Consider the following 18,253-nt stretch of genomic DNA (forward strand, 5'->3'; position numbering starts at 1 on the left):
CCGATACGTACCGGAGTGCCTGGGGATCAACTGTCCGACAGGGGAACCCGTCAGTGGTAGGCCGGTGCGGCGCCGCGGAGGAGGTCGAGGGGGTCGGTGACGATGCCGAAGCGGGTGCGCAGGACGTGGTGGGCGGCGTGGAGACCGGACATGCCGTGGACGCCGGGGCCGGGTGGGGTCGACGACGAGCACAGGTAGGTACCGGGAATCGGAGTGGCGTAGGGGTTCCAGCGAGCCAGCGGGCGGAAGGCGGTCTGGCGCAGAGTCATCGCGCCGGCGGAGATGTCGCCGCCGACATAGTTGGCATTGTGGTCGGGCATGAAGGCCGCTGGCGTCACGTGCTCGGCGAGGATCAGGTCGCGGAAACCGGGGGCGAAGCGTTCGATCTGGGCGATCACCGCCTCGCTGATGTCGCGATCGGAGCCGTTGGGCACGTGGGCGTAGGTGTAGAAGGTGTGCTTGCCCTCGGGGGCCCGGGTGGAGTCGACCACGCCGGGCTGAATGGCGAGCACATACGGGCGCTCGGCGAATTCGCCTGCGGCGACGCGGCGCTCGGCGGCCATCGCCTCGTCGCGGGTGCCGATCAGGTGCAGGGTACCCGCGAGATCGCTGCCCGGCGCGGTCCACGGCACCGGGCCCGACAGCGCGAAATCGACCTTGCAGGCGGCGCCGCCGTAGCGGAACCGGCCGAGGCTGTCGCGGTATCGCGAGGGCAGCCGGTCACCGGCGATGCGCAGGAGTTCGGCGGGTGAGGTGTCGAACAGAACGGCGCGGGCGGTGGCGAGTTCGGCGAAATCGTCGACGCGATGCCCGGTGACCACTTCGCCACCGAGGCGTTCGATCTCGGCGATGAGCGCGTTCGGGATCGCCTGGCTGCCGCCGCGCGGGATCACCCAGCCGCCCGCGTGCGCGAGGGTGCCGAGCAGCAGGCCGGCGCCGACAGCGGGCAGGGCGCGCGGCTGGGTGATCGCGTGCGCGGCGACGCCGGTCAGCATCGCGGGTGCGACGTGCTCGCGAAAACGGTTGTTCCACAGGGGTGATCCCTGTTCGAGCAGGCGTAGGCCGAACCGCACGGCGGTGGGCAGAGTAGGTACTCGAATCGGCGGACGCCGCAGGTCCGACATGGCCAGGTCGACCACATCGGGCCAGTGCGCCACCAGCGGCCCGAACAACTCGCGCCAGGTCGCCCCGTCGCGGCCGAGATCGGCCACCGTCGATTCGAGATTGCGCCAGGCCAGTCCGGCGATCCCGCCATCGAGCGGATGGGCGTAGGAGACGGTGGGCGTGAGCAGGTCGACGCCGTGCGCCGCGAGATCGAAGGCCCGAAAGAACGGCGACGCCAACGCCATCGGATGTGCGCCCGCGCACACATCGTGGTGGAAGCCCGGCAGGGTGAGCTCGGCCGTGCGCGACCCACCACCCGGCTGCGCCTGCGCTTCGAGCACCCGCACCGACAGTCCGGCACGCGCCGCGATCACCGCCGCGGCCAAGCCGTTCGGCCCGGACCCGACTACCACGACCTCAGTCATCCGCCGTCCCTTCGCCCTCGGCCGCCGCGGGCGACCTGCGTCGTCCTCTCCAACCTACGCGGCACGGGGACCACCGCCGACGAGTCGTCGGTCACCGCGCCGGGTCCCCCAGCGCTGACGCCCCGTCGCCCTGACCGGCGCGCTCCTGCCGCGCGAACGCCGCACCGCCACCACCGAGTGGGCCGCCGTCACCCGCCTGAACCGCACCGATGAATTCCGAGCGCCCGCGCCGTCTCTCCATGACCAGCTATACGAGGAGATCATCATGGCGAATGCCCCGCACGGCCCCGCGTCCTACTTCCCTGCCATCGAGGCCAAGTACGGCCGCGGCGTCGACGAGTGGCTGACGCTGCTCGACGTCGCCGAGCCGACCGGACACACCGCCCTGGTCGCCTGGCTGAAGGCCGAACACGGCCTCGGGCACGGCCATGCCAACGCGCTGGTGCAGTACCACCTCCATCCGGAGAAGTGGGCCAGGGACTGAGCACCGCCGACCTGGCCGGCGGGGTCGCCGCACACACCGAGCCGATCCCCAGCACGATGGTGCGGCAGATCACGGGTGCGATCATGATCGTGATCAGACCCACGAACAACGTGCCCAGCGGCGCCAGGGATCGACCGAGCACGGGTGCGAGCTCGCCGACCACGATGCCCGCGAGGACGGTGAAGAACACCGCGAGGCGCAGCCAGTGGGTATGGTCGCGGTTCGCGGGAACAAGGTTCAGATTTCGGGTCGGAGGGCATCATGCGACGAGGACGACTGTCGCTCGCCGGACAGGCCTTCGTCTGGCAACTGGTGGTGCTGGCGCTGATGATCGGCACCGGGACCGTGCTCGCGGTGCTCGACACCCGCCGCGACCACGATGCGGCGACCGAGCTGCAGGTCCGTGACGTGGCGCTCACCGTGGCGCGGGCACCGTCGACGCTGGCCGCGGTGAACTCCCCGTACCCCAGCGGCTTGCTGCAACCCACGACCGAACGCATCCGCGCCGACACCGGCATGGACTTCATCGTCGTGATGGCCACCGACCGCACCCGCTACACCCACACCAACCCCGACCTGATCGGCCAGCCGTTCATCGGCAGCATCGACGAGGCGCTCGCGGGACGCACCTTCACCGAGACCTTCACCGGCACGCTCGGCCCCTCGATCCGCGCGGTCAGCCCGGTCTTCGACAGCGGTGAGGTGGTCGCGCTGGTCTCGGCAGGCGTCACCCGCGACAAGATCGGCGCCCAGGTCGCCTCCCAGATCCCGGTGATCCTCGGCGTCTCGGCGGGTGGTCTCGCCCTCGCCGCGCTGTCGTCGTTCCTGATCAGCCGCAGACTGCGCCGGCAGACCCACGGCCTCGCTCCCGACGAACTGCGCGCGCTCTACGAACATCACGACGCGGTGCTGCACTCGGTGCACGAGGGGCTGGTGGTGTTCGGCGCCGGACCCGGGCCGGCGGAAGTGGTCAACGATCAGGCGCGCACCCTGCTGGATCTGCCCGAAGGCCCGGTGCGCCGCACCGACCTGCCCGTCTCGATGCAGCAGATGAGCTGGGGCGTGGTGCGCGACGAGACCCACGTGACCACCGACCGGATCCTGCTGGTCAATCAGGACGTGGTCAGCTGGGAGGGCAAGGCCATCGGCACCGTGCTCACCATCCGCGACCAGACCGAACTGCGCGCGGTGCTCGGCGAGCTCGATTCGGTGCGCAGCTTCGCCGAGTCGCTGCGCTCGCAGGCGCACGAGGCCGCCAACCGGCTGCACACCGTCGTCACGATGGTCGAATTGGGCCGACCGGAGGAGGCCGTGGCTTTCGCGACCGCCGAGCTACAGCTGTCCCAGGTGCTGATCGACCGGTTGCTGGCCGACGTGGGCGATGCCGCGCTGGCCGCGCTGCTGCTGGGCAAAGTCGACCAGGCTGCCGAGCGCGGGGTGACGCTGGCCATCAGCGAGGACACCGCGCTGGACTCCGCGGACCCGCTCTCGGCGCACGAGGCGGTCACCCTGGTGGGCAACCTGGTCGACAACGCGATCGACGCGGCCGCCGGGACGGTCGAGAAACGGGTGGAGGTCGCGGTGCACCACCGCGACGGCGACCTACTGGTTCGCGTGGCCGACAGCGGTCCCGGCATGTCCGCCCAGATGTTCGTGCGCGCCGCCGAACGCGGCTACACCACCAAATCCGACCACGCCGGACTCGGCTTGGCTCTCGTCCACCGCCTCGTCGACCGGCACGGCGGTGCCATCACCACCACGGCCGCACCACACAGCGCGGTCATCGTCACCATTCCGTTGAGGGAGACTCCATGATCCGCGTCCTGATCGTCGAGGACGAACCGTTGATCGCCCAGGCACACCGGGCCTACCTCGAACGGCTCGACGGCTTCGTCACCGGCGGGATCGCGCACAGCGGGCGCGACGCGCTCGCCAAGGCCGCGGAAGCGATCGCCGAGGGGAATCCGTTCCACCTGGTGCTGATGGACATCGGGCTGCCCGACATCAGCGGACTCGAGGTCGCCGCCACGCTCGTCGGGCTCGAACCACGTCCCGATGTCATCGCGATCACCTCCGCCCGAGAACTGAACATGGTGCGGAGCGCGGTCGCGCACGGCGTGGTGCTCTATCTGCTCAAGCCGTTCACCTTCGCCGCGTTCCGCGAGAAGCTCGAGCGCTACCGCGATTTCGACACCGCTCTGCCCGCGGGCGAGGCCGCGCTGTCGCAGTACGACATCGATCGCGCGCTCGGCGCCCTGCGCACCGCCGATCAGCGCGCCGGTGCGCCGAAAGGCGTGGTGCAGCACACCCTCGAGGAGGTCTCGCGCGCGGTGCGTTCCGCCGAGACCGGGATCACCGCCACCGACGCCGCCGCGGTTGTCGGTGTCTCCCGGATCACCGCCTGGCGCTACCTGGAGAAACTCGCCGACGACGGATTGGCCGAGCGCCGTGCGGATTACGGCCGGGCGGGACGTCCGAAGACTCGATACCGCTGGCGCGCAGGAGCATAGCGTTCGGACCTACCCCCGACGGGTGGCCCCGGCCAGGTCGTCGGGTGCGTCGGTGCGTGCGACCGGGCCGAGGTCGACGGGCATGTGCTCGAAACCGTGCAGGGTGAACAGGTTTCGCCGGGTGGGTTCGCCGCGCAGGCGCAGGTTCGGGTAGCGAGTGTAGAGAGCACGCAGGGCGTGGACTGCTTCCATCCGCGCCAGGCTGGCACCGAGACAGGCGTGGATGCCGCTGCTGAACCCCACGTGGTCCTTGGCGTTGTGGCGGGTGATGTCGAAACGATGCGGGTCGGCGAAGACCGCGGGGTCGCGGTTGGCGCCGGCCAGCGACAGGATGATCGTGCTGTCGGCCGAGATCCTGACCCCGTCGATCTCGACGTCTTCGAGCGTCTGGCGGGCCGTGGTCTGCACAGGCGCGTCGAAGCGCATCGTCTCCTCCACCACGGCGGGCCACAGGTCCGGATCGTCCTGGGCCAGCGCGAGTTGGTCGGGATGGGCCGACAGGGCCGCGATCGCGTTGCCGATCAGATTGACCGTGGTCTCGAAACCGGCGCCCATCAGCAGGCTCGCGCTGGCCTGCAGTTCGGGCAGGTCCAGTTCACCGGAGACGACCAGGGCGGACAGGATGTCCTCGCCCGGTTCTTCGCGCAGTTTCGCGATGTGCGCGTCCAGGTAGTCGTCCATGGACTCGATGGCGGCCAGCGCGGCGCGGTAGGTGCGCCAGGAGGTCCCGATGTCGAGCAACGGGGTCACCCGGTCGCCCCAGCGCAGGAACAGCTCGCGGTCGGCGTCGGGGAAACCGAGCATCTCGGCGATGATCGCGATCGGAACCCGGGCCGCGTAATCGGTGATCAGGTCGACCGAGCCGTGCGCGGGCATCGCGTCGAGCAACTCGGCGGTGACCACCTCGACCCGGTCCCGCAATCGGGCGATGGCGCGCGGGGTGAACGCCGAGGCCACCGGCTTGCGCATCCTGGTGTGCTCGGGCGGATCGATGACCAGCATCGAGGGCGGTTCGACCGGATTGGGCGGCACGCCGGCTCGGTCGGCGAGCCTGCGCCATGACGCGGGTATGTCCTGGGTGATCGCGGGCCGCACGCCGAACCGGTTGTCGCGCAGGATGGCCCGCACCTGGGCGTGGTCGAAGGTGACCCACGACAGGGACGTCCGGTGCACACCACCCGCCCCGCGCAGCTCAGCGATGAGCGGGTAGGGATCGTGCAGCCCTCGGGTGCCGCTGAGCAGGGCGGCGAACGGATCACCGCGACGCAACCGCCACCGCAGGATCGCCCGCGGCGCACCGTGCTCGGCCGACCATCGCCACCAGTACCGCGGAATCATCGCCACCTCTTTGTGCCGCCGTGCAGGACAGATGCCTTCACCGTACGGACAGGCGGTGACCTCCGACACATGCCCGAGGTGGATCGGCACCTATACCTGGGTAGGAGGGCGCCGAAAACTCAGCGCCGCATCGTCACCCGTTCGGTGGTGACGCGATGGTCGACAGCACTCGGGTCGGGGTTGACGACCTGCACCAGCGACGCCCCCGCGTACAGCACCGCCACATACCCGTCGATCAGCTCGGTCACCGTCTCCCATGGCGTAGTCGACAGCACCCGATCGCCCGCGGAGATCCCCTGCTCGGCCGCCGACTTGCGGGCCGCGGCCAGCACCTCGCCGACCGACAGCCCATCGATGGCGGCGCGGAAGCCGCCGGGCAGGAACTGATCGCCGTGCACGCGCACCGCGCTCGCGAAATCGGTGACGCCGACCGGCAGATCGCGTACCGGCGAGCCCATGGCGTCCAGCGACAGCACGGCCACCTCGTCCACGCCGTCGGCGTCGTCGAGCCGGTCGGGGGTGACCAGCGCGAGGTCGGCGTCCGGATCGGGGGTGAGCACCACCTCGGTGCCCGCCCACCAGCAGCCCAGCAGCACCGCGGCGGTCTGCCAGTGCGCGGGCAGCAGCACCGCCACCCTGGCGCCCGGGCTGAGCGCGAACTCGTCGCGGAGCAGATTGGCGGTCTTGGCCGCCCAGTTGGCCAGCGTCAGCCCGGACAGTTCGATCCTGGCGCCGGTGGCGTCGTCGTACCAGGTGACCCGTGGTCCGGCGGGTTCGCGTTCGAGGATCGGGTCGAGGAGGGCGTCGGTCAGCGTCGAATTCGGCTCACGCATGGATCAATTCACACATTTCGGTCCGTTCTGGCCTGCGTCGATCGGTGGGGCGGGCGGTATTGGCGTCGCGGTCGGCGAAGAGGTTTGACCGAAGTCGAACAGGCCTCCCGCGGCAGAGCCGGGACCAGAATAGTCGCCGGCCAGCACCACGCTCACCGAATCCGCCGACAGCGACGAATCCGCGATCACGGTGAGACCGCCGAGTACCTTCGCCACCGCGGCGGCCTTCGGGTCGTCGGGGTCGGCGGCGAGCACACGGCTCGAACTCACGCTGCCTCCGGAGTAGTTCCCGACGAGCCCCTCGGTGAAACCCTTGCTGGTCAACGCCCCGGAGACCGCGGCGGCCAGGCCCGCGGTGCCGCCCGCGTTGAACACGCTCACGGTGAGTGTCGACGGGTCGACCTTCGGCTCCTCGCCTGCCGGTTCCCTCTTCTCGCCGACCAGCCCGGCGACGTAGTCCTGAACCGTCTTCGGGTCGACCTTGACCACCGATTCCCCCGCCGAGGTCATCGCGTTCAGATCGGCGACCGGAATCGTCTCGAATTCCACTTCACCGCCGGACAGGTCCTGCAGCTGCTGGAGGAAGGCCAGCACGTCCCAGTCCTCGTCGAGCACGACCGTGCGTCCGACGGCCTCGCTGATCTCGCTGAGCTTGCCCGGGTTGGCCAGGATCTTGGCATTGAGCAATTGGCTCACCAACTGGGCCATGAACACCTGCTGGCGCACGATCCGGTCGATGTCACCACGTTGCAGACCGTGGCGCTGGCGCACGAAGCTCAGTGCCTGCCGCCCGTCGAGGCGCTGCTGTCCGGCCGTGAAATCCGCGCCCGACATCCATTCGTCCACCGCGTTGTTCAGGCACACCTCGACCCCGCCCACGGCATCGGTGAGCAGGACGAAGCCGAGCAGGCTCACCTCGGCGTAATGGTCGACGGTGATGCCGGTGAGCGAGGCCACCGATTTGATCAGCGCCTGCCTGCCCGCCTTGGTCGACTCGCGTTCGGCGTCGGCGGCGGAAGTGCCCTTGGCCAGCAGTTTCGAGCGCTCGGTCTCCTTGGTGGAGCCGTAGGCGGAGTTGATCTTGGCCTTGCCCTGGCCCGCGATGTCGACATAGGAGTCGCGGGGGATGGAGATCGCGGTGGCGGAGCGGCCGTCGTTGGGCACGCGGATCAGCACGATGGTGTCGGTGTTGGTGCCCACCTCGTCACCGGCGTGCAGCATCGCGCGTTCGGCCATGGTCAGTGGATTTCCGTGGGCGTCGGTGCGGCTGTCGATGCCAACGAGCAGAATGTCGACGGCGCCGTCTCGGGCGCCACCCAGGCCGAGACCAGCGATACGGTCGATGTTGGCGATCAGGTTGTCCACACTGCGCCAAGCGAATCCGGTGAGGGCCAAGACGAGGACCGCCGAGACCGCGAGCATCACCTTCGCCGGGCCGATGGCACCCACGGGCGTGCTGACCGCTGGTGGTCTTGTCGACTGTCGCACTCACGCATCCTCTCGACGAACTCCGCGCCCGGCTCCGCACTTTCCCCCGGCAACCCCACCATCTCCAACGCCCGGGCTCGTCCGCCGATACCGGCCATCACAGGCTAACCAACAGTTACCGCAGTCGGGCCGAACCGCAGGTGTTCCGGCGTGCCAGACTGGCCGCGTGAACGTCGACTTCCCCGCCCCCGCTCGCCCGATGGTAACCGGCGCGCACGGGCTGCTCGGGCGAGAGATCCTGCGATGGGCACCCGAGGCGCGCGGCTTCGGCCGGGCCGAGCTCGACATCACCGACCCGGCCGCCGTCGCGGCCGCCGTCGAACCGGGTGCGGTGGTGATCAACTGCGCGGCCTACACCGCTGTCGACGCCGCCGAGACCGACGCCGACGCCGCTTTCGCCGCCAACGCCACCGGTCCGGCCGTGCTCGCGGCCGCCTGTGCCGCGGTGGGGGCCCGTTTGATCCAGGTCTCCACCGATTACGTCTTTCCCGGTACCGGCACCCGACCGTACGAACCCGAGGATCCCACCGGCCCCGCCACGGTCTACGGACAGACCAAGCTGGCCGGTGAGCGCGCTGTGCTCGAGCTCTGCCCCTCGGCCACCGTGGTGCGCACCGCCTGGGTGTACGCGGGTGTCCAGGGGGATTTCGTCGCCACCATGCGCCGGCTGGAACGCGAGCGCGACACCGTCACCGTCGTCGACGACCAGGTCGGCTCCCCCACCAGCGCCGCCGACCTGGCCGCCGCGCTGCTCGAGTTGAGCACCCGCCCCGCTACCCCCCGCGTCCTGCACGCCGCCAACTCCGGCACCGCGACCTGGTTCGACTTGGCCACAGCGGTTTTCACCGAACTCGGTGCCGATCCGGCCCGGGTGCTGCCGTGCGATTCCAGCGCGTTTCCCAGACCCGCACCGCGCCCTGCGTATTCGGTGCTGTCCCCGGCGGCCTGGAACGCGGCCGGTCTCACCCCGCTGCGGCCATGGCGTTGCGCACTCACCGACACACTGCGCCGCTTGGCCGACTAGGCTCCGCAGTCGTGAACGCAGCCGATGCAGCCGATTCTCTTGTCCCCACCGGCCTCGCCGTCGTCACGGTGACCTATTCGCCGGGCGAGCACCTCGAGCACTTCATCACCACCCTGGCCGACGCCACCAGCGAGAAGCCGCAGGTGATTCTGGCCGACAACGGGTCGACCGACGGTGTGCCCGAGCTGGTGGCCGAGGCGAACTCGCACGTGACACTGCTGCACACCGGCGGCAACATCGGCTACGGCGGCGCGATCAACCGGGCCGTCGCCGAGATCGATCCCTCGATCGAGTTCGTCATTTTGGCCAACCCGGACATCCGCTGGGGCGTCGACTCCATCGACAAGATGCTCGAAGCCGCCAAGCGCTGGCCGCGCGCGGGCGCGATCGGGCCGATGGTCCGTGAGCCCGACGGCAGCGTCTACCCGTCCGCGCGACGCGTCCCCGGCCTCGCCGACGGTGCGGGGCACGCCATCCTTGGCACGATCTGGCCGAAGAACCCCTGGTCGGTGCGCTACCGCCAGGAGAACGAGGAGATCTCCGAGCGAGTGGTCGGCTGGCTGTCGGGTTCGTGTCTGCTGGTGCGCCGGGCCGCGTTCGACACCATCGACGGCTTCGACTCGCGCTACTTCATGTACATGGAGGACGTGGACTTCGGCGACCGCATGGGCAAGGCGGGCTGGCACAATGTGTTCGTCCCGGACGCCGAGGTCACCCACGCCAAGGGCCACGCCGCGGGCAAGCACCCGGAGATCATGCTGCCCGCCCACCACGCGAGCGCCTACCGGTTCCAAGCCGACCGGCATCCGCACTGGTGGCAGGCGCCGTTGCGGGTCGCGCTGCGCGCCGGACTTGCGGTTCGCTCCAGGATTGCGGTTCGATCGGCGCTGCGCGAGAAAGCGCGCGCTGCCTGACTCGTCAGCGCCCGGAGGCGGCAGCCTGCGTAACCACGTAGGGCGCCGAGGCAGGCAAAGAACACACCGGGGCCTGAGCGCTCCGGGTCACTTGTGAACAGGGGAAAAACTCCATGGCAGGCAACTCAGGCACCGACGCGGTCATCCTCGTCGGCGGACAGGGCACGCGGCTGCGTCCGCTCACCCTCTCGGCGCCCAAGCCGATGCTGCCGACGGCAGGGCTGCCGTTCCTGACCCACCTGTTGGCCCGCATCGCCGAGGCCGGGATCACCCACGTGGTGCTCGGTACCTCGTTCAAGGCCGAGGTCTTCGAAGAGCACTTCGGCGACGGCGCCGACCTGGGGCTCGAGCTCGAGTACGTCACCGAGACCGAGCCGCTGGGCACCGGTGGCGGTATCCGCAACGTGCTGCCCAAGCTGCGGGCCGACACTGTGATGGTGTTCAACGGTGACGTGCTCGGCGGCACCGATCTCGGTGCGATCCTCGACACCCACGAGTCGACCAACGCCGATGTCACCCTGCACCTGGTCCGGGTCGGCGACCCGCGCGCCTTCGGCTGTGTCCCCACCGACGCCGACGGCCGGGTCACCGCGTTCCTGGAGAAGACCCAGGATCCGCCGACCGACCAGATCAACGCGGGCTGCTATGTGTTCCGCCGCGAGTACATCGAGAAGATCCCATCCGGTCGTCCCGTCTCGGTCGAGCGCGAGGTCTTCCCCGCGCTGCTGGCCGAGGGCGCCCGCGTGCAGGGCCACGTCGACGCCTCCTACTGGCGTGACATGGGTACCCCCGAGGACTTCGTCCGCGGCTCGGCCGACCTGGTCCGCGGCATCGCCCCCTCCCCCGCTCTGCCGGGCCAGCGCGGCGAGTCGCTGGTCCACCCCGGCGCCGGTGTCGCGCCGGGCGCGCTGCTCATCGGCGGCACGGTGGTCGGCCGCGGCGCGGAGATCGGCGCGGGCGCGCGCCTGGACGGCGCGGTGATCTTCGACGGCGCCGTCGTCGAGGCGGGCGCGACCGTGGAACGCTCGATCATCGGCTTCGGCGCCCGCATCGGCCCCCGCGCTCTGGTCCGCGACGGCGTCATCGGCGACGGCGCCAACGTCGGCGCCCGCTGCGAACTGCTGCGCGGCGCCCGCGTATGGCCAGGCGTGGTCATCCCCGACGGCGGCATCCGCTTCTCCACCGACGTCTGAGCCGCTCGACAGGGTCGCCGCCTGATCTTCGGTGGCGGCCCCTCGTCGTCTCCGGCCGCATCACGCCGCCTGTTCGGCGGGTGATCGGGTAGTCGACGGCGGAGCGGCGGAATGCGGACGGACCGCGAACCGCGTCGCGATCCAGGCGACCTCGACGTGTTCTCCGGCTACGGTGTCGATCTACCTCGACCTAGCCGAAGCCGACCGCCTGATCGCCCCAGGCGGTGTGCAGGTCGGCGTCGGGGTTGTCGACGACGCGGTCGATGGTGTCGATGAGCAGGGTGGTGCGGGCCGAGGGGCGGTAGTGCGGCCAGTGTTTGGAGCCGTCGAGGGCCGCGGGGACGCCGTGTTCGGCGAAGGCGAGCCAGCGACGTTGCATCCGGCCCGAGACCGCGACCGAGGCCTTGCGGCCGCCCAGCCAGAAGGTGGGGTCGTGGTTGAGGGTGCCGAAATTGCCGAAGACATAGGGCAATTCGGTGGCGTGGCCGGCGCCGACGCGGGCCGCCTTCAGCATCGGGGTGGCGTAGTCGAACCGGTACATCCAGGTCGGCGAGTGCTGGGCGTGACCTTCGGCTACCCAGGCGGCGGGCATCCGGAACGCGGCATCGGTCGACATGGCCAGCGCGCCACGGGTTTTCGTCAGATCCGGGTAGGCGGAGGTGATCTCGGCGATCCGTTCGGGTGACATCTCCGGATGCGAGGCCGCGACATCGTTGAGCATCGCGTTCACCGCGTCGGGAGTCACCGGCATGATCGGTGAGCGCAGCACCCGGAACAGCGAGGCCTCGTCGCGATTGGTGCCGATGAGCAGCGGCACCCGGTGTGAGCGGCCGCGCTGGAATCGGTCGATCGGGTAGCCGGGCAACAGATCACCGTCGACGACCGGCGCCGCGGCCAGCCTGCCCGGTTCCTTGGTCGGCACCTCGTCGAGCAGCATCGCGCCGATCTCGACCAGCCGCTCGATTGGCAGTTCGAGCAGTTGCCGGGTGTCGCCCGGTCCGAGTTCGAGCAGTTCCAGATAGCGCTGGGCGACGACCGCGGCCCGTTCCTGCCCGAAAACCGTGGTAGCGGGCGGACTCTGGGTGATGGCCTTGTGGAACAGCCCGTCCGCCGCGGGCGAGGTGAGCAGCGCGGTGACACACCCGGCGCCGGAGGACTCACCGAACAGCGTGACATTGCCCGGATCACCGCCGAACGCGGCGATGTTGTCGCGCACCCAGGCCAGGGCCGCGAGTTGATCACGCAGGCCGAGATTGGTCGCGAATCCCTCGCCGAGGGAGGACAGGTCGAGAAAGCCGAGCACCCCGAGCCGATAGTTCACCGAGACGACGACCACATCGCCTGCCTCGGCCAGCTTGCGCCCGTCGTAGATGGTCTGCGCCGCGGTGCCGAGGCAGTAGGCCCCGCCGTGCAGCCACACCATCACCGGACGGGGTTCGTCGTCGCCGGGTTCGGGGCGCGGCGACCACACATTGACCCACAGGCAGTCCTCGCCCATCCGCAGATCGGAGTCGACCGGCACCATGACGCCCATGGCCTGTGGAGCGATGTCACCGGAGACGACGCACTCACGGGTACCGTCCCAGCGCTGCGGTGGTTCGGGCGGGGCGAAGCGGGCCGGCCCGGCGGGGGCGGCGGCGTAGGGCACGCTGCGCCAGACGGCGACCGGCCCGTCCCAGGTGCCGCTGACCATGCCGTACTCGGTGCGCGCCAGTGGTTCGGCGCTCGGCGCCCACGTGCCGGGGTCGAGATCGGGCTGAATGCTCATCGCACACCTCCTAGCCTGCGCGACCCAGCGGGTGCCTGTGCATTTGCTCCCGCGGGCCGCAGCACCTGGTGACTCCCTACGAGAGTACGTCGACCGGAGCCGAGCGCGCGTCCAACGCACCATACCCGCAGGTAACGGTTACTCGGAGGTACAGGCGGGAAGGTCCTCCTCGGAGCGTCGTGGGGCGGTCACGATGTGGATTCGGCCACGTGCGCATGGCTCAGCCATCGACGGGGTCACCACTGCCGACAGCCCTCCTGATCTCCCTCGCGTAGCGGCCCTTGATATCGCATAGATTAGCTGCATATTCGCTGTAGCCTATCGGCTGAGCGGGTGGGCCCGGGTGAGAGCGGCGAAACCTTCGACGCGCCGGGATCGCGAGGCAGGCGCCTACACTGTGCCGATGCCGAACTACAGCTTCCGGTGCCGTTCCTGTGGTGACACTTTCGAGGTCAACCGGCCGATGGCCCAGTCGTCTGACGCTGCCGCCTGCCCCGCGGGTCACGACGACACCGTCAAACTGCTGACCACCTTCGCCACCGTCAGCCGTGGCGCTGCTCCGCACCGGCTCCCGCACCGCGCCCCGCTGGCGGCGGATGCTGCGGTGCCGGCGGTTGCTGCTGACGCCGGCGCGGTCTGGGTCGGTGGCCGATGCTCGCCCCATCGGTCGACGGCGGGCCGGTGGCGGCGCTTGTCTGCGACCGTCAGTCACGGGTGTCGGAGTGGCCCAGATCGCGGTCGGGGGCGATGCGGTCGCGAACGCGTTGCTTGAGGACGGTGATCTCCGGGAAGCCGCCGTCGGCCTTGCGTTCCCAGAGTTGTTCGCCGTCGAGGGTGATCCGGAAGATCCCGCCCTGGCCCGGGACCAGCGCGACCTCGCCGAGTTCGGTGGTGAAGGTGCTCAGCAGCTCCTGCGCCATCCAGCTCGCGCGCAGCAGCCAGCGACATTGGGTGCAGTACTCGATCGCGATCCGGGGCACTCCAGCAGTATCCACCACCTCAGGATCCACCACCTCAGGCGCGGAACGTGCCGTCGACGTACACCCACGCACCGTGGACCCGCGTGAAGGTGCTCACCTCGTGCATCGCGTCTCGCGCACCGTCGAGCTTGTAGTGCGCGATGAACTCGACGGTCCCGCGGTCATCGAACGGCCCACCCCGCTCGGTCGCGACGATCTCGAGAAACAACCACCGCTGTGCCGATTCCAGCGCCAGGTCCGCGGGACGGGTATCCGGATGCCACGACCGCGACAGGTACTCCGTATCCCCCACCACATACGCGGTGTACCGCGACCGCATCAACATCTCCGCCGTCGGAGCCGCCCGCTCCCCCGCCAGAATCGGCCCACAGCACTCGTCGAACGACTCCCCCCGCCGACACGGACACAGCTTCACATCACCCATCCGACCATCCTGCCCGGTCCCACCGACGACCCGCGCGGGCAGCCGAACCACACCACCCGGCACACGCGCGCCCGCCACATGTCGGCACCGCCGCTGAACCTGGACGGACCACGCTCTGGTGCAAGCACGGGCGAGAGCCGGCGCCATCTGAGCGTGGTGACCTTGGTCCGGGGAACGGGCGGGCTGCCCCTGGTGTTCGATCCGCGGCGCGTCCCCGATCAGGCGAAGGGCTGGCGTGCCAGCGGGGCGAGTTCGAGCGCGCGGACGAGGTCGGTGGTCTGGTCGCGCCAGCGGCGGAGGTCGGTGACGCTGGGCGCCATCTCGTAGTCGAGGTGGTGGGCGGCGCGCGACAGCGCGGCCCAGAGCGCGCCTACCCGGCCCGCGGTCTCGGGTCCGGCGTACACCCGGAGGGCGAGCAGTTGGGCGCGCATGGGGCACCGCATGAGCTCCGGTGCGATCTGCGCCCACAACTCGTCCACCGCCTGCTCGAGCGCGAGCCGCAAAATCCACGCGACCGCCCGCGACCACACCCCACCGGCATCCGACACCGCTCCGGATAGCAGGTGCTCGGCCGCCTCCAAACGCTCGGCCACCGTGGGCCGCGGCGTGAACTTCGCCCGCGCCGGGCGTCCCCGCCGATTCACGACCGACCCCGCAGCCCCGCCATCCGAGCACCCCGCCGCTCGGTTCGGCGCGAACGACGCGGCGGCATCGAGGCCGCATCCGCGAAGACAGACACCACCGACCGGCGCGTCCGAGCACGATCGGACCGGACACGCGGGGACATCGGGCGGCTGTGGGATTCGCTCATGAGCGCACTGCCACGGGGTCGTGGGCGCGCAGCCAGGTGATGAATCGTTCGGTGTCGCTGATCAATTCGCGCATGGGGCGGTCGATGGGGACGTGGGCGCCCGCGGTGGCGTCACGCAGGACGCCGACCAGCCAGCGGCCGCCGACGGTGCTCAGGTGCTTGTTGAGGTCGTCGACGCGGGCACCGGCACCCATGATGGCCAGGGTGATCATGGCCCGGGTGGTGTGGGCATTGCGGACGCGACGTTCCACTTCGGCGTGGTCGAGGCCGAGGCCGAGCAAGTGCCGGCGAGCCTTGGCCAGTCCAGCCGCCTCGATCGCCGAGCGACAGCAGGTGGCGACCAGTTCGTCGGCGATGGCAGGCGGGAGTTGCGGGGTGCGCAGCAGGGAGCGGGCGTCGTCGAGGTAGCGGCGGACCGGGTCGCCGGTGACGCGCACCTCCACCACGGACCGATCGCGGCGCTGGACCTCCAGCACCGTGGCGTCGAGCTGCATCCGGCGCACCGCCTCGGCGAGCCGCTCGTCGTGGGTGAACACCACCACCTGCCGGGAGCGAGCCACCTCGGCGAGCACCCTGGCCAGTCCGTCTACCTTCGCCGGATCCATCGCCTGCACCGGGTCGTCGATCATCACGAACCGGAACGGACTGTGCGCCACGGTGGCTCGCGGCAGGAACAGCGACAACCCCAGGGCATGCAGCTCCCCCTGGCTCATCACTCCCAGCGCGGCACCGTCCACCTCGTCGACGGTGACATCGAGCAACACCCGTCGTGCCGTCCCCGCGTTCCCCTGCAACCGGATCGCCCCGAGTTCCACATTGCTCTGCTGGCGCAGGGTGCTCCACACCCACCGCGCGGTCTCCTCCAACGGCCGCATCCGCTCCCCCCGGATCGTCGCCGTCGCCGACTTGAGCCAGTCCGCCGCCTTGCGCACCACGCGCAGCTCGTCGGCATCGGCCGCCACGGCGCGCGCCGGGTCCAGCCAGGCGAGGATCCGCGGCACCAGCGGTGACCACACCGCGTCGAGCCGCTCGAGTTCGATCTGTGCATCCCGTTGCAGGGCAGTGAGTTCGGCACTGAGGCCGGCATGGACCGCGCGAAGCCGCTCCGGCAGCGTTTCGTCGTCGATGGCAGCCAGTGCGAACCATTCCGCCCAGAGCCGCCACGCCCTTTCCCGCCGACCCGTCAGGGAATCCGCGCTGCCCTCGCCTGTTCCGGCCTGCCCGCCGAGCACCGGACCATCCATCCTTGCCGCGCCGATCGGCACCGCGACTCCACCGACCGGCCCCACTGCGGAACCGTGCGGAGCTCCCGCCTGGCCTGGTCGGTGACTCGCGAGTTCGGCAGGCGGGGCAGTCGGGAGTGAGCGGGCCGCGACCAGGGCCGCGTCGAACTCCGCGCGGGCGGCCCGCAAGGCCGCGAGTCGACCACTGCGGTGCGCGATTTCGGCGTCGGCGGTGGTGAGCCAGTCGGTGTCGAGGTCGCCGCGGCCGCAGACCGGGCACGCACAGCTGCCACCAACGGTGACATGTTCTCTCGCACCGGTGAGCAATTCGAGTACGCGCAGGTCCGCCTCGGCGTCGGTGGTGGCGTGGCGGGCGAGGTCGGCGGTCGCCTCGGTGAGTCGATGGACCACCGCGTCCACTTCGGCGGCATCGGGCAGCGTCAGGCGCGCAACGGCGCGCAACGCATCGGGTCCGTCCACGCCGACCACCGAACCCGCCACCGCGGCCGCGACCGCATCCAGATCGGGTTCCGGTGCGTGCAGCAGCTCGGCGACACAGCGGGCGCGATCGTCGTCGACATCGGCGAGTCCGGTCAACAGGTCGAGCCGCGCCTGGCGCGAATCCTTCACGGCACGTTCGAGTTCCAGCTTTCGCAGCCGGATCGTCTCCGCGACACCGGCGAGTTCGTCGAGACCGAGCAGGCGGTGTAGCGCGTCGAACAGGTCGCTGGGTTTGCCGTCGACGAGGGCGCCGAGTTCGCTGTAGGACAGGAACGGCCGGTAGAGGTCGAGTCGCCGGCGTCGGCCTGCCGCGTCGACCGAGAGCGGCGAGGTGGCGCCCCGACGTTCGGTCCAGCGCGCGTCGGTCAGCTCGGCGTTGGCGTCCCAGCGGGTGGCGATCGTGAGGTCGGGGTCGGCGCCGGTGGTGAGCAACTCGACCTCGATGCGGGCGAGTTCGGGCTCGTGCAGATTGCGCCACCCCTCGCGCCACGCGGTCGAGCGGCCGTCCCAACGCCGGTTGCCGCCGGTCAGCGCGAATTCGGCGGCCTCGGCGAAGCTCGACTTGCCGCTGCCATTGCGCCCGACCACCAGCGTCAAGCCCGGTCCAGGGTTCAGGCGCAGGGTGGCTTCGGCACCGATGCCACGAAAACCCTGCACAGTGATCGACCGCAGGAAGACCCCGGTATCACCGGAGTCGGCGGCGGCCGAATCACTGTCGACTTCCGTGAGCGCGGACAACACGAACTCGGCCACCCGCTCCTCCACAGCGGGATCGGCGGCGAGCTCGCGCGCGACCACCTCGGCGATCCGATCCGAGCACACTTGCGACATCCCCCTTCACGCCCGCGCGCACTGCGGCGGCCGCGCGTCTGGCCGACGGCCGGTCGATCCTTCCGGAAACGCTACCCGATCGCCGAGCGTTCGCCCAGGGGATGCGCAGGGCCCCAGCGAATCTGCCCGCGGGAGTGGAATGGCCATCGCGGTGCCGCGGCGGGCCCTCGATGTCCACCCCTCGCCCACCCCGGCGGGCAGCTCGATGAGGTGTTCTCACCCGGGCTACGCTGCGTTGAGCGGCCCGGGTGGTCCGGGCGAGCCGAACAGGTCAGAATGCCAGACTTTGGTGTCAACGGCAAGACGAGGGACGTGAATTCGCCCTGGCGACAGGGTTTTCCAGGCGTTTTCGCGCCGTGAACGGCAGTTGTCGGTGGGCTGCGGTAGATATTTCGGCGACAG

Annotated in this window: 16 protein-coding genes; 7 read left to right on the plus strand and 9 right to left on the minus strand. The window is 70.2% G+C overall.

Annotation, left to right across the window (positions count from 1 at the left end; translation table 11 throughout):
• Nucleotides 1-50: 50 nt before the first annotated feature.
• Complete coding sequence (locus BOX37_RS25065) at nt 51-1,529, minus strand: phytoene desaturase family protein (protein WP_071929775.1); 1,479 nt, start codon at nt 1,527-1,529, stop codon at nt 51-53.
• Nucleotides 1,530-1,794: 265 nt separating this feature from the next.
• Here BOX37_RS25065 and BOX37_RS25070 point away from each other — a divergent pair, with 265 nt between their 5' ends.
• The 3 genes from BOX37_RS25070 (at nt 1,795) to BOX37_RS25085 (ending at nt 4,523) form a co-directional block, all read left to right on the plus strand.
• Entirely contained in the window at nt 1,795-2,013 is a 219-nt protein-coding gene (locus BOX37_RS25070; RefSeq protein ID WP_071929776.1) for a DUF4287 domain-containing protein, read from the plus strand.
• Between the two features lie 261 nt (nt 2,014-2,274).
• Complete coding sequence (locus BOX37_RS25080; RefSeq protein ID WP_071929777.1) at nt 2,275-3,828, plus strand: ATP-binding protein; 1,554 nt, start codon at nt 2,275-2,277, stop codon at nt 3,826-3,828.
• Nucleotides 3,825-4,523 carry a response regulator gene (locus tag BOX37_RS25085; protein ID WP_071929778.1) on the plus strand — a complete coding sequence of 233 codons (699 nt, stop codon included), beginning with the start codon at nt 3,825-3,827 and terminating at the stop codon, nt 4,521-4,523. The genes BOX37_RS25080 and BOX37_RS25085 overlap by 4 nt, the downstream gene beginning before the upstream one ends.
• Before the next feature lie 9 nt (nt 4,524-4,532).
• Here the strand turns inward: BOX37_RS25085 and BOX37_RS25090 are convergent, their stop codons facing one another.
• The 3 genes from BOX37_RS25090 to BOX37_RS25100 form a co-directional block, all read right to left on the minus strand.
• A complete protein-coding gene (locus tag BOX37_RS25090) occupies nt 4,533-5,861 on the minus strand; it encodes a cytochrome P450 (RefSeq protein ID WP_071931862.1) in 1,329 nt (442 codons plus the stop codon).
• A 119-nt stretch (nt 5,862-5,980) separates the two neighbouring features.
• Nucleotides 5,981-6,694 (minus strand): TIGR03089 family protein, encoded by a 714-nt coding sequence (locus tag BOX37_RS25095; protein WP_071929779.1) that lies wholly within the window; start codon nt 6,692-6,694, stop codon nt 5,981-5,983.
• Nucleotides 6,695-6,697: 3 nt separating this feature from the next.
• Entirely contained in the window at nt 6,698-8,116 is a 1,419-nt protein-coding gene (locus BOX37_RS25100; RefSeq protein ID WP_071931863.1) for an LCP family protein, read from the minus strand.
• Between the two features lie 265 nt (nt 8,117-8,381).
• On the opposite strand from BOX37_RS25100, the gene rfbD reads away from it, so the two are divergent.
• From rfbD to manB, 3 genes are all read left to right on the plus strand, one after another.
• Nucleotides 8,382-9,206 (plus strand): dTDP-4-dehydrorhamnose reductase, encoded by an 825-nt coding sequence (gene rfbD, locus BOX37_RS25105; RefSeq protein WP_071929780.1) that lies wholly within the window; start codon nt 8,382-8,384, stop codon nt 9,204-9,206.
• 11 nt (nt 9,207-9,217) lie between these two features.
• Nucleotides 9,218-10,120, plus strand: coding sequence for a glycosyltransferase family 2 protein (locus tag BOX37_RS25110; protein WP_071929781.1), 903 nt, complete (start codon nt 9,218-9,220; stop codon nt 10,118-10,120).
• A gap of 113 nt (nt 10,121-10,233) precedes the next feature.
• A complete protein-coding gene (gene manB / locus BOX37_RS25115; protein ID WP_071929782.1) occupies nt 10,234-11,313 on the plus strand; it encodes a mannose-1-phosphate guanylyltransferase in 1,080 nt (359 codons plus the stop codon).
• 190 nt (nt 11,314-11,503) lie between these two features.
• On the opposite strand, the gene BOX37_RS25120 is transcribed toward manB, so the two are convergent.
• Nucleotides 11,504-13,081, minus strand: a complete 1,578-nt coding sequence (locus BOX37_RS25120; RefSeq protein ID WP_071929783.1) for a carboxylesterase/lipase family protein — start codon at nt 13,079-13,081, stop codon at nt 11,504-11,506.
• Nucleotides 13,082-13,484: 403 nt separating this feature from the next.
• Here BOX37_RS25120 and BOX37_RS35520 point away from each other — a divergent pair, with 403 nt between their 5' ends.
• Nucleotides 13,485-13,853 carry an FmdB family zinc ribbon protein gene (locus BOX37_RS35520; RefSeq protein WP_240505043.1) on the plus strand — a complete coding sequence of 123 codons (369 nt, stop codon included), beginning with the start codon at nt 13,485-13,487 and terminating at the stop codon, nt 13,851-13,853.
• Here the strand turns inward: BOX37_RS35520 and BOX37_RS25130 are convergent.
• The 4 genes from BOX37_RS25130 to BOX37_RS25145 all read right to left on the minus strand — a co-directional run bounded on the left by BOX37_RS25130 (nt 13,786) and on the right by BOX37_RS25145 (nt 17,842).
• Nucleotides 13,786-14,076: an Rdx family protein gene (locus BOX37_RS25130; RefSeq protein ID WP_084761012.1), complete on the minus strand. Its 291-nt coding sequence runs from the start codon at nt 14,074-14,076 to the stop codon at nt 13,786-13,788. The two genes, BOX37_RS35520 and BOX37_RS25130, sit on opposite strands and share 68 nt — an antisense overlap.
• 19 nt (nt 14,077-14,095) lie before the next feature.
• Nucleotides 14,096-14,632, minus strand: a complete 537-nt coding sequence (locus tag BOX37_RS25135; RefSeq protein ID WP_338039736.1) for a YchJ family protein — start codon at nt 14,630-14,632, stop codon at nt 14,096-14,098.
• 71 nt (nt 14,633-14,703) lie between these two features.
• Nucleotides 14,704-15,129: a hypothetical protein gene (locus BOX37_RS25140; RefSeq protein ID WP_071929784.1), complete on the minus strand. Its 426-nt coding sequence runs from the start codon at nt 15,127-15,129 to the stop codon at nt 14,704-14,706.
• A gap of 163 nt (nt 15,130-15,292) precedes the next feature.
• A complete protein-coding gene (locus BOX37_RS25145; protein ID WP_071929785.1) occupies nt 15,293-17,842 on the minus strand; it encodes an AAA family ATPase in 2,550 nt (849 codons plus the stop codon).
• Nucleotides 17,843-18,253: the final 411 nt, after the last annotated feature.

Origin of the sequence: Nocardia mangyaensis (genome assembly GCF_001886715.1) — a bacterium.
Lineage (GTDB): Bacteria > Actinomycetota > Actinomycetes > Mycobacteriales > Mycobacteriaceae > Nocardia > Nocardia mangyaensis.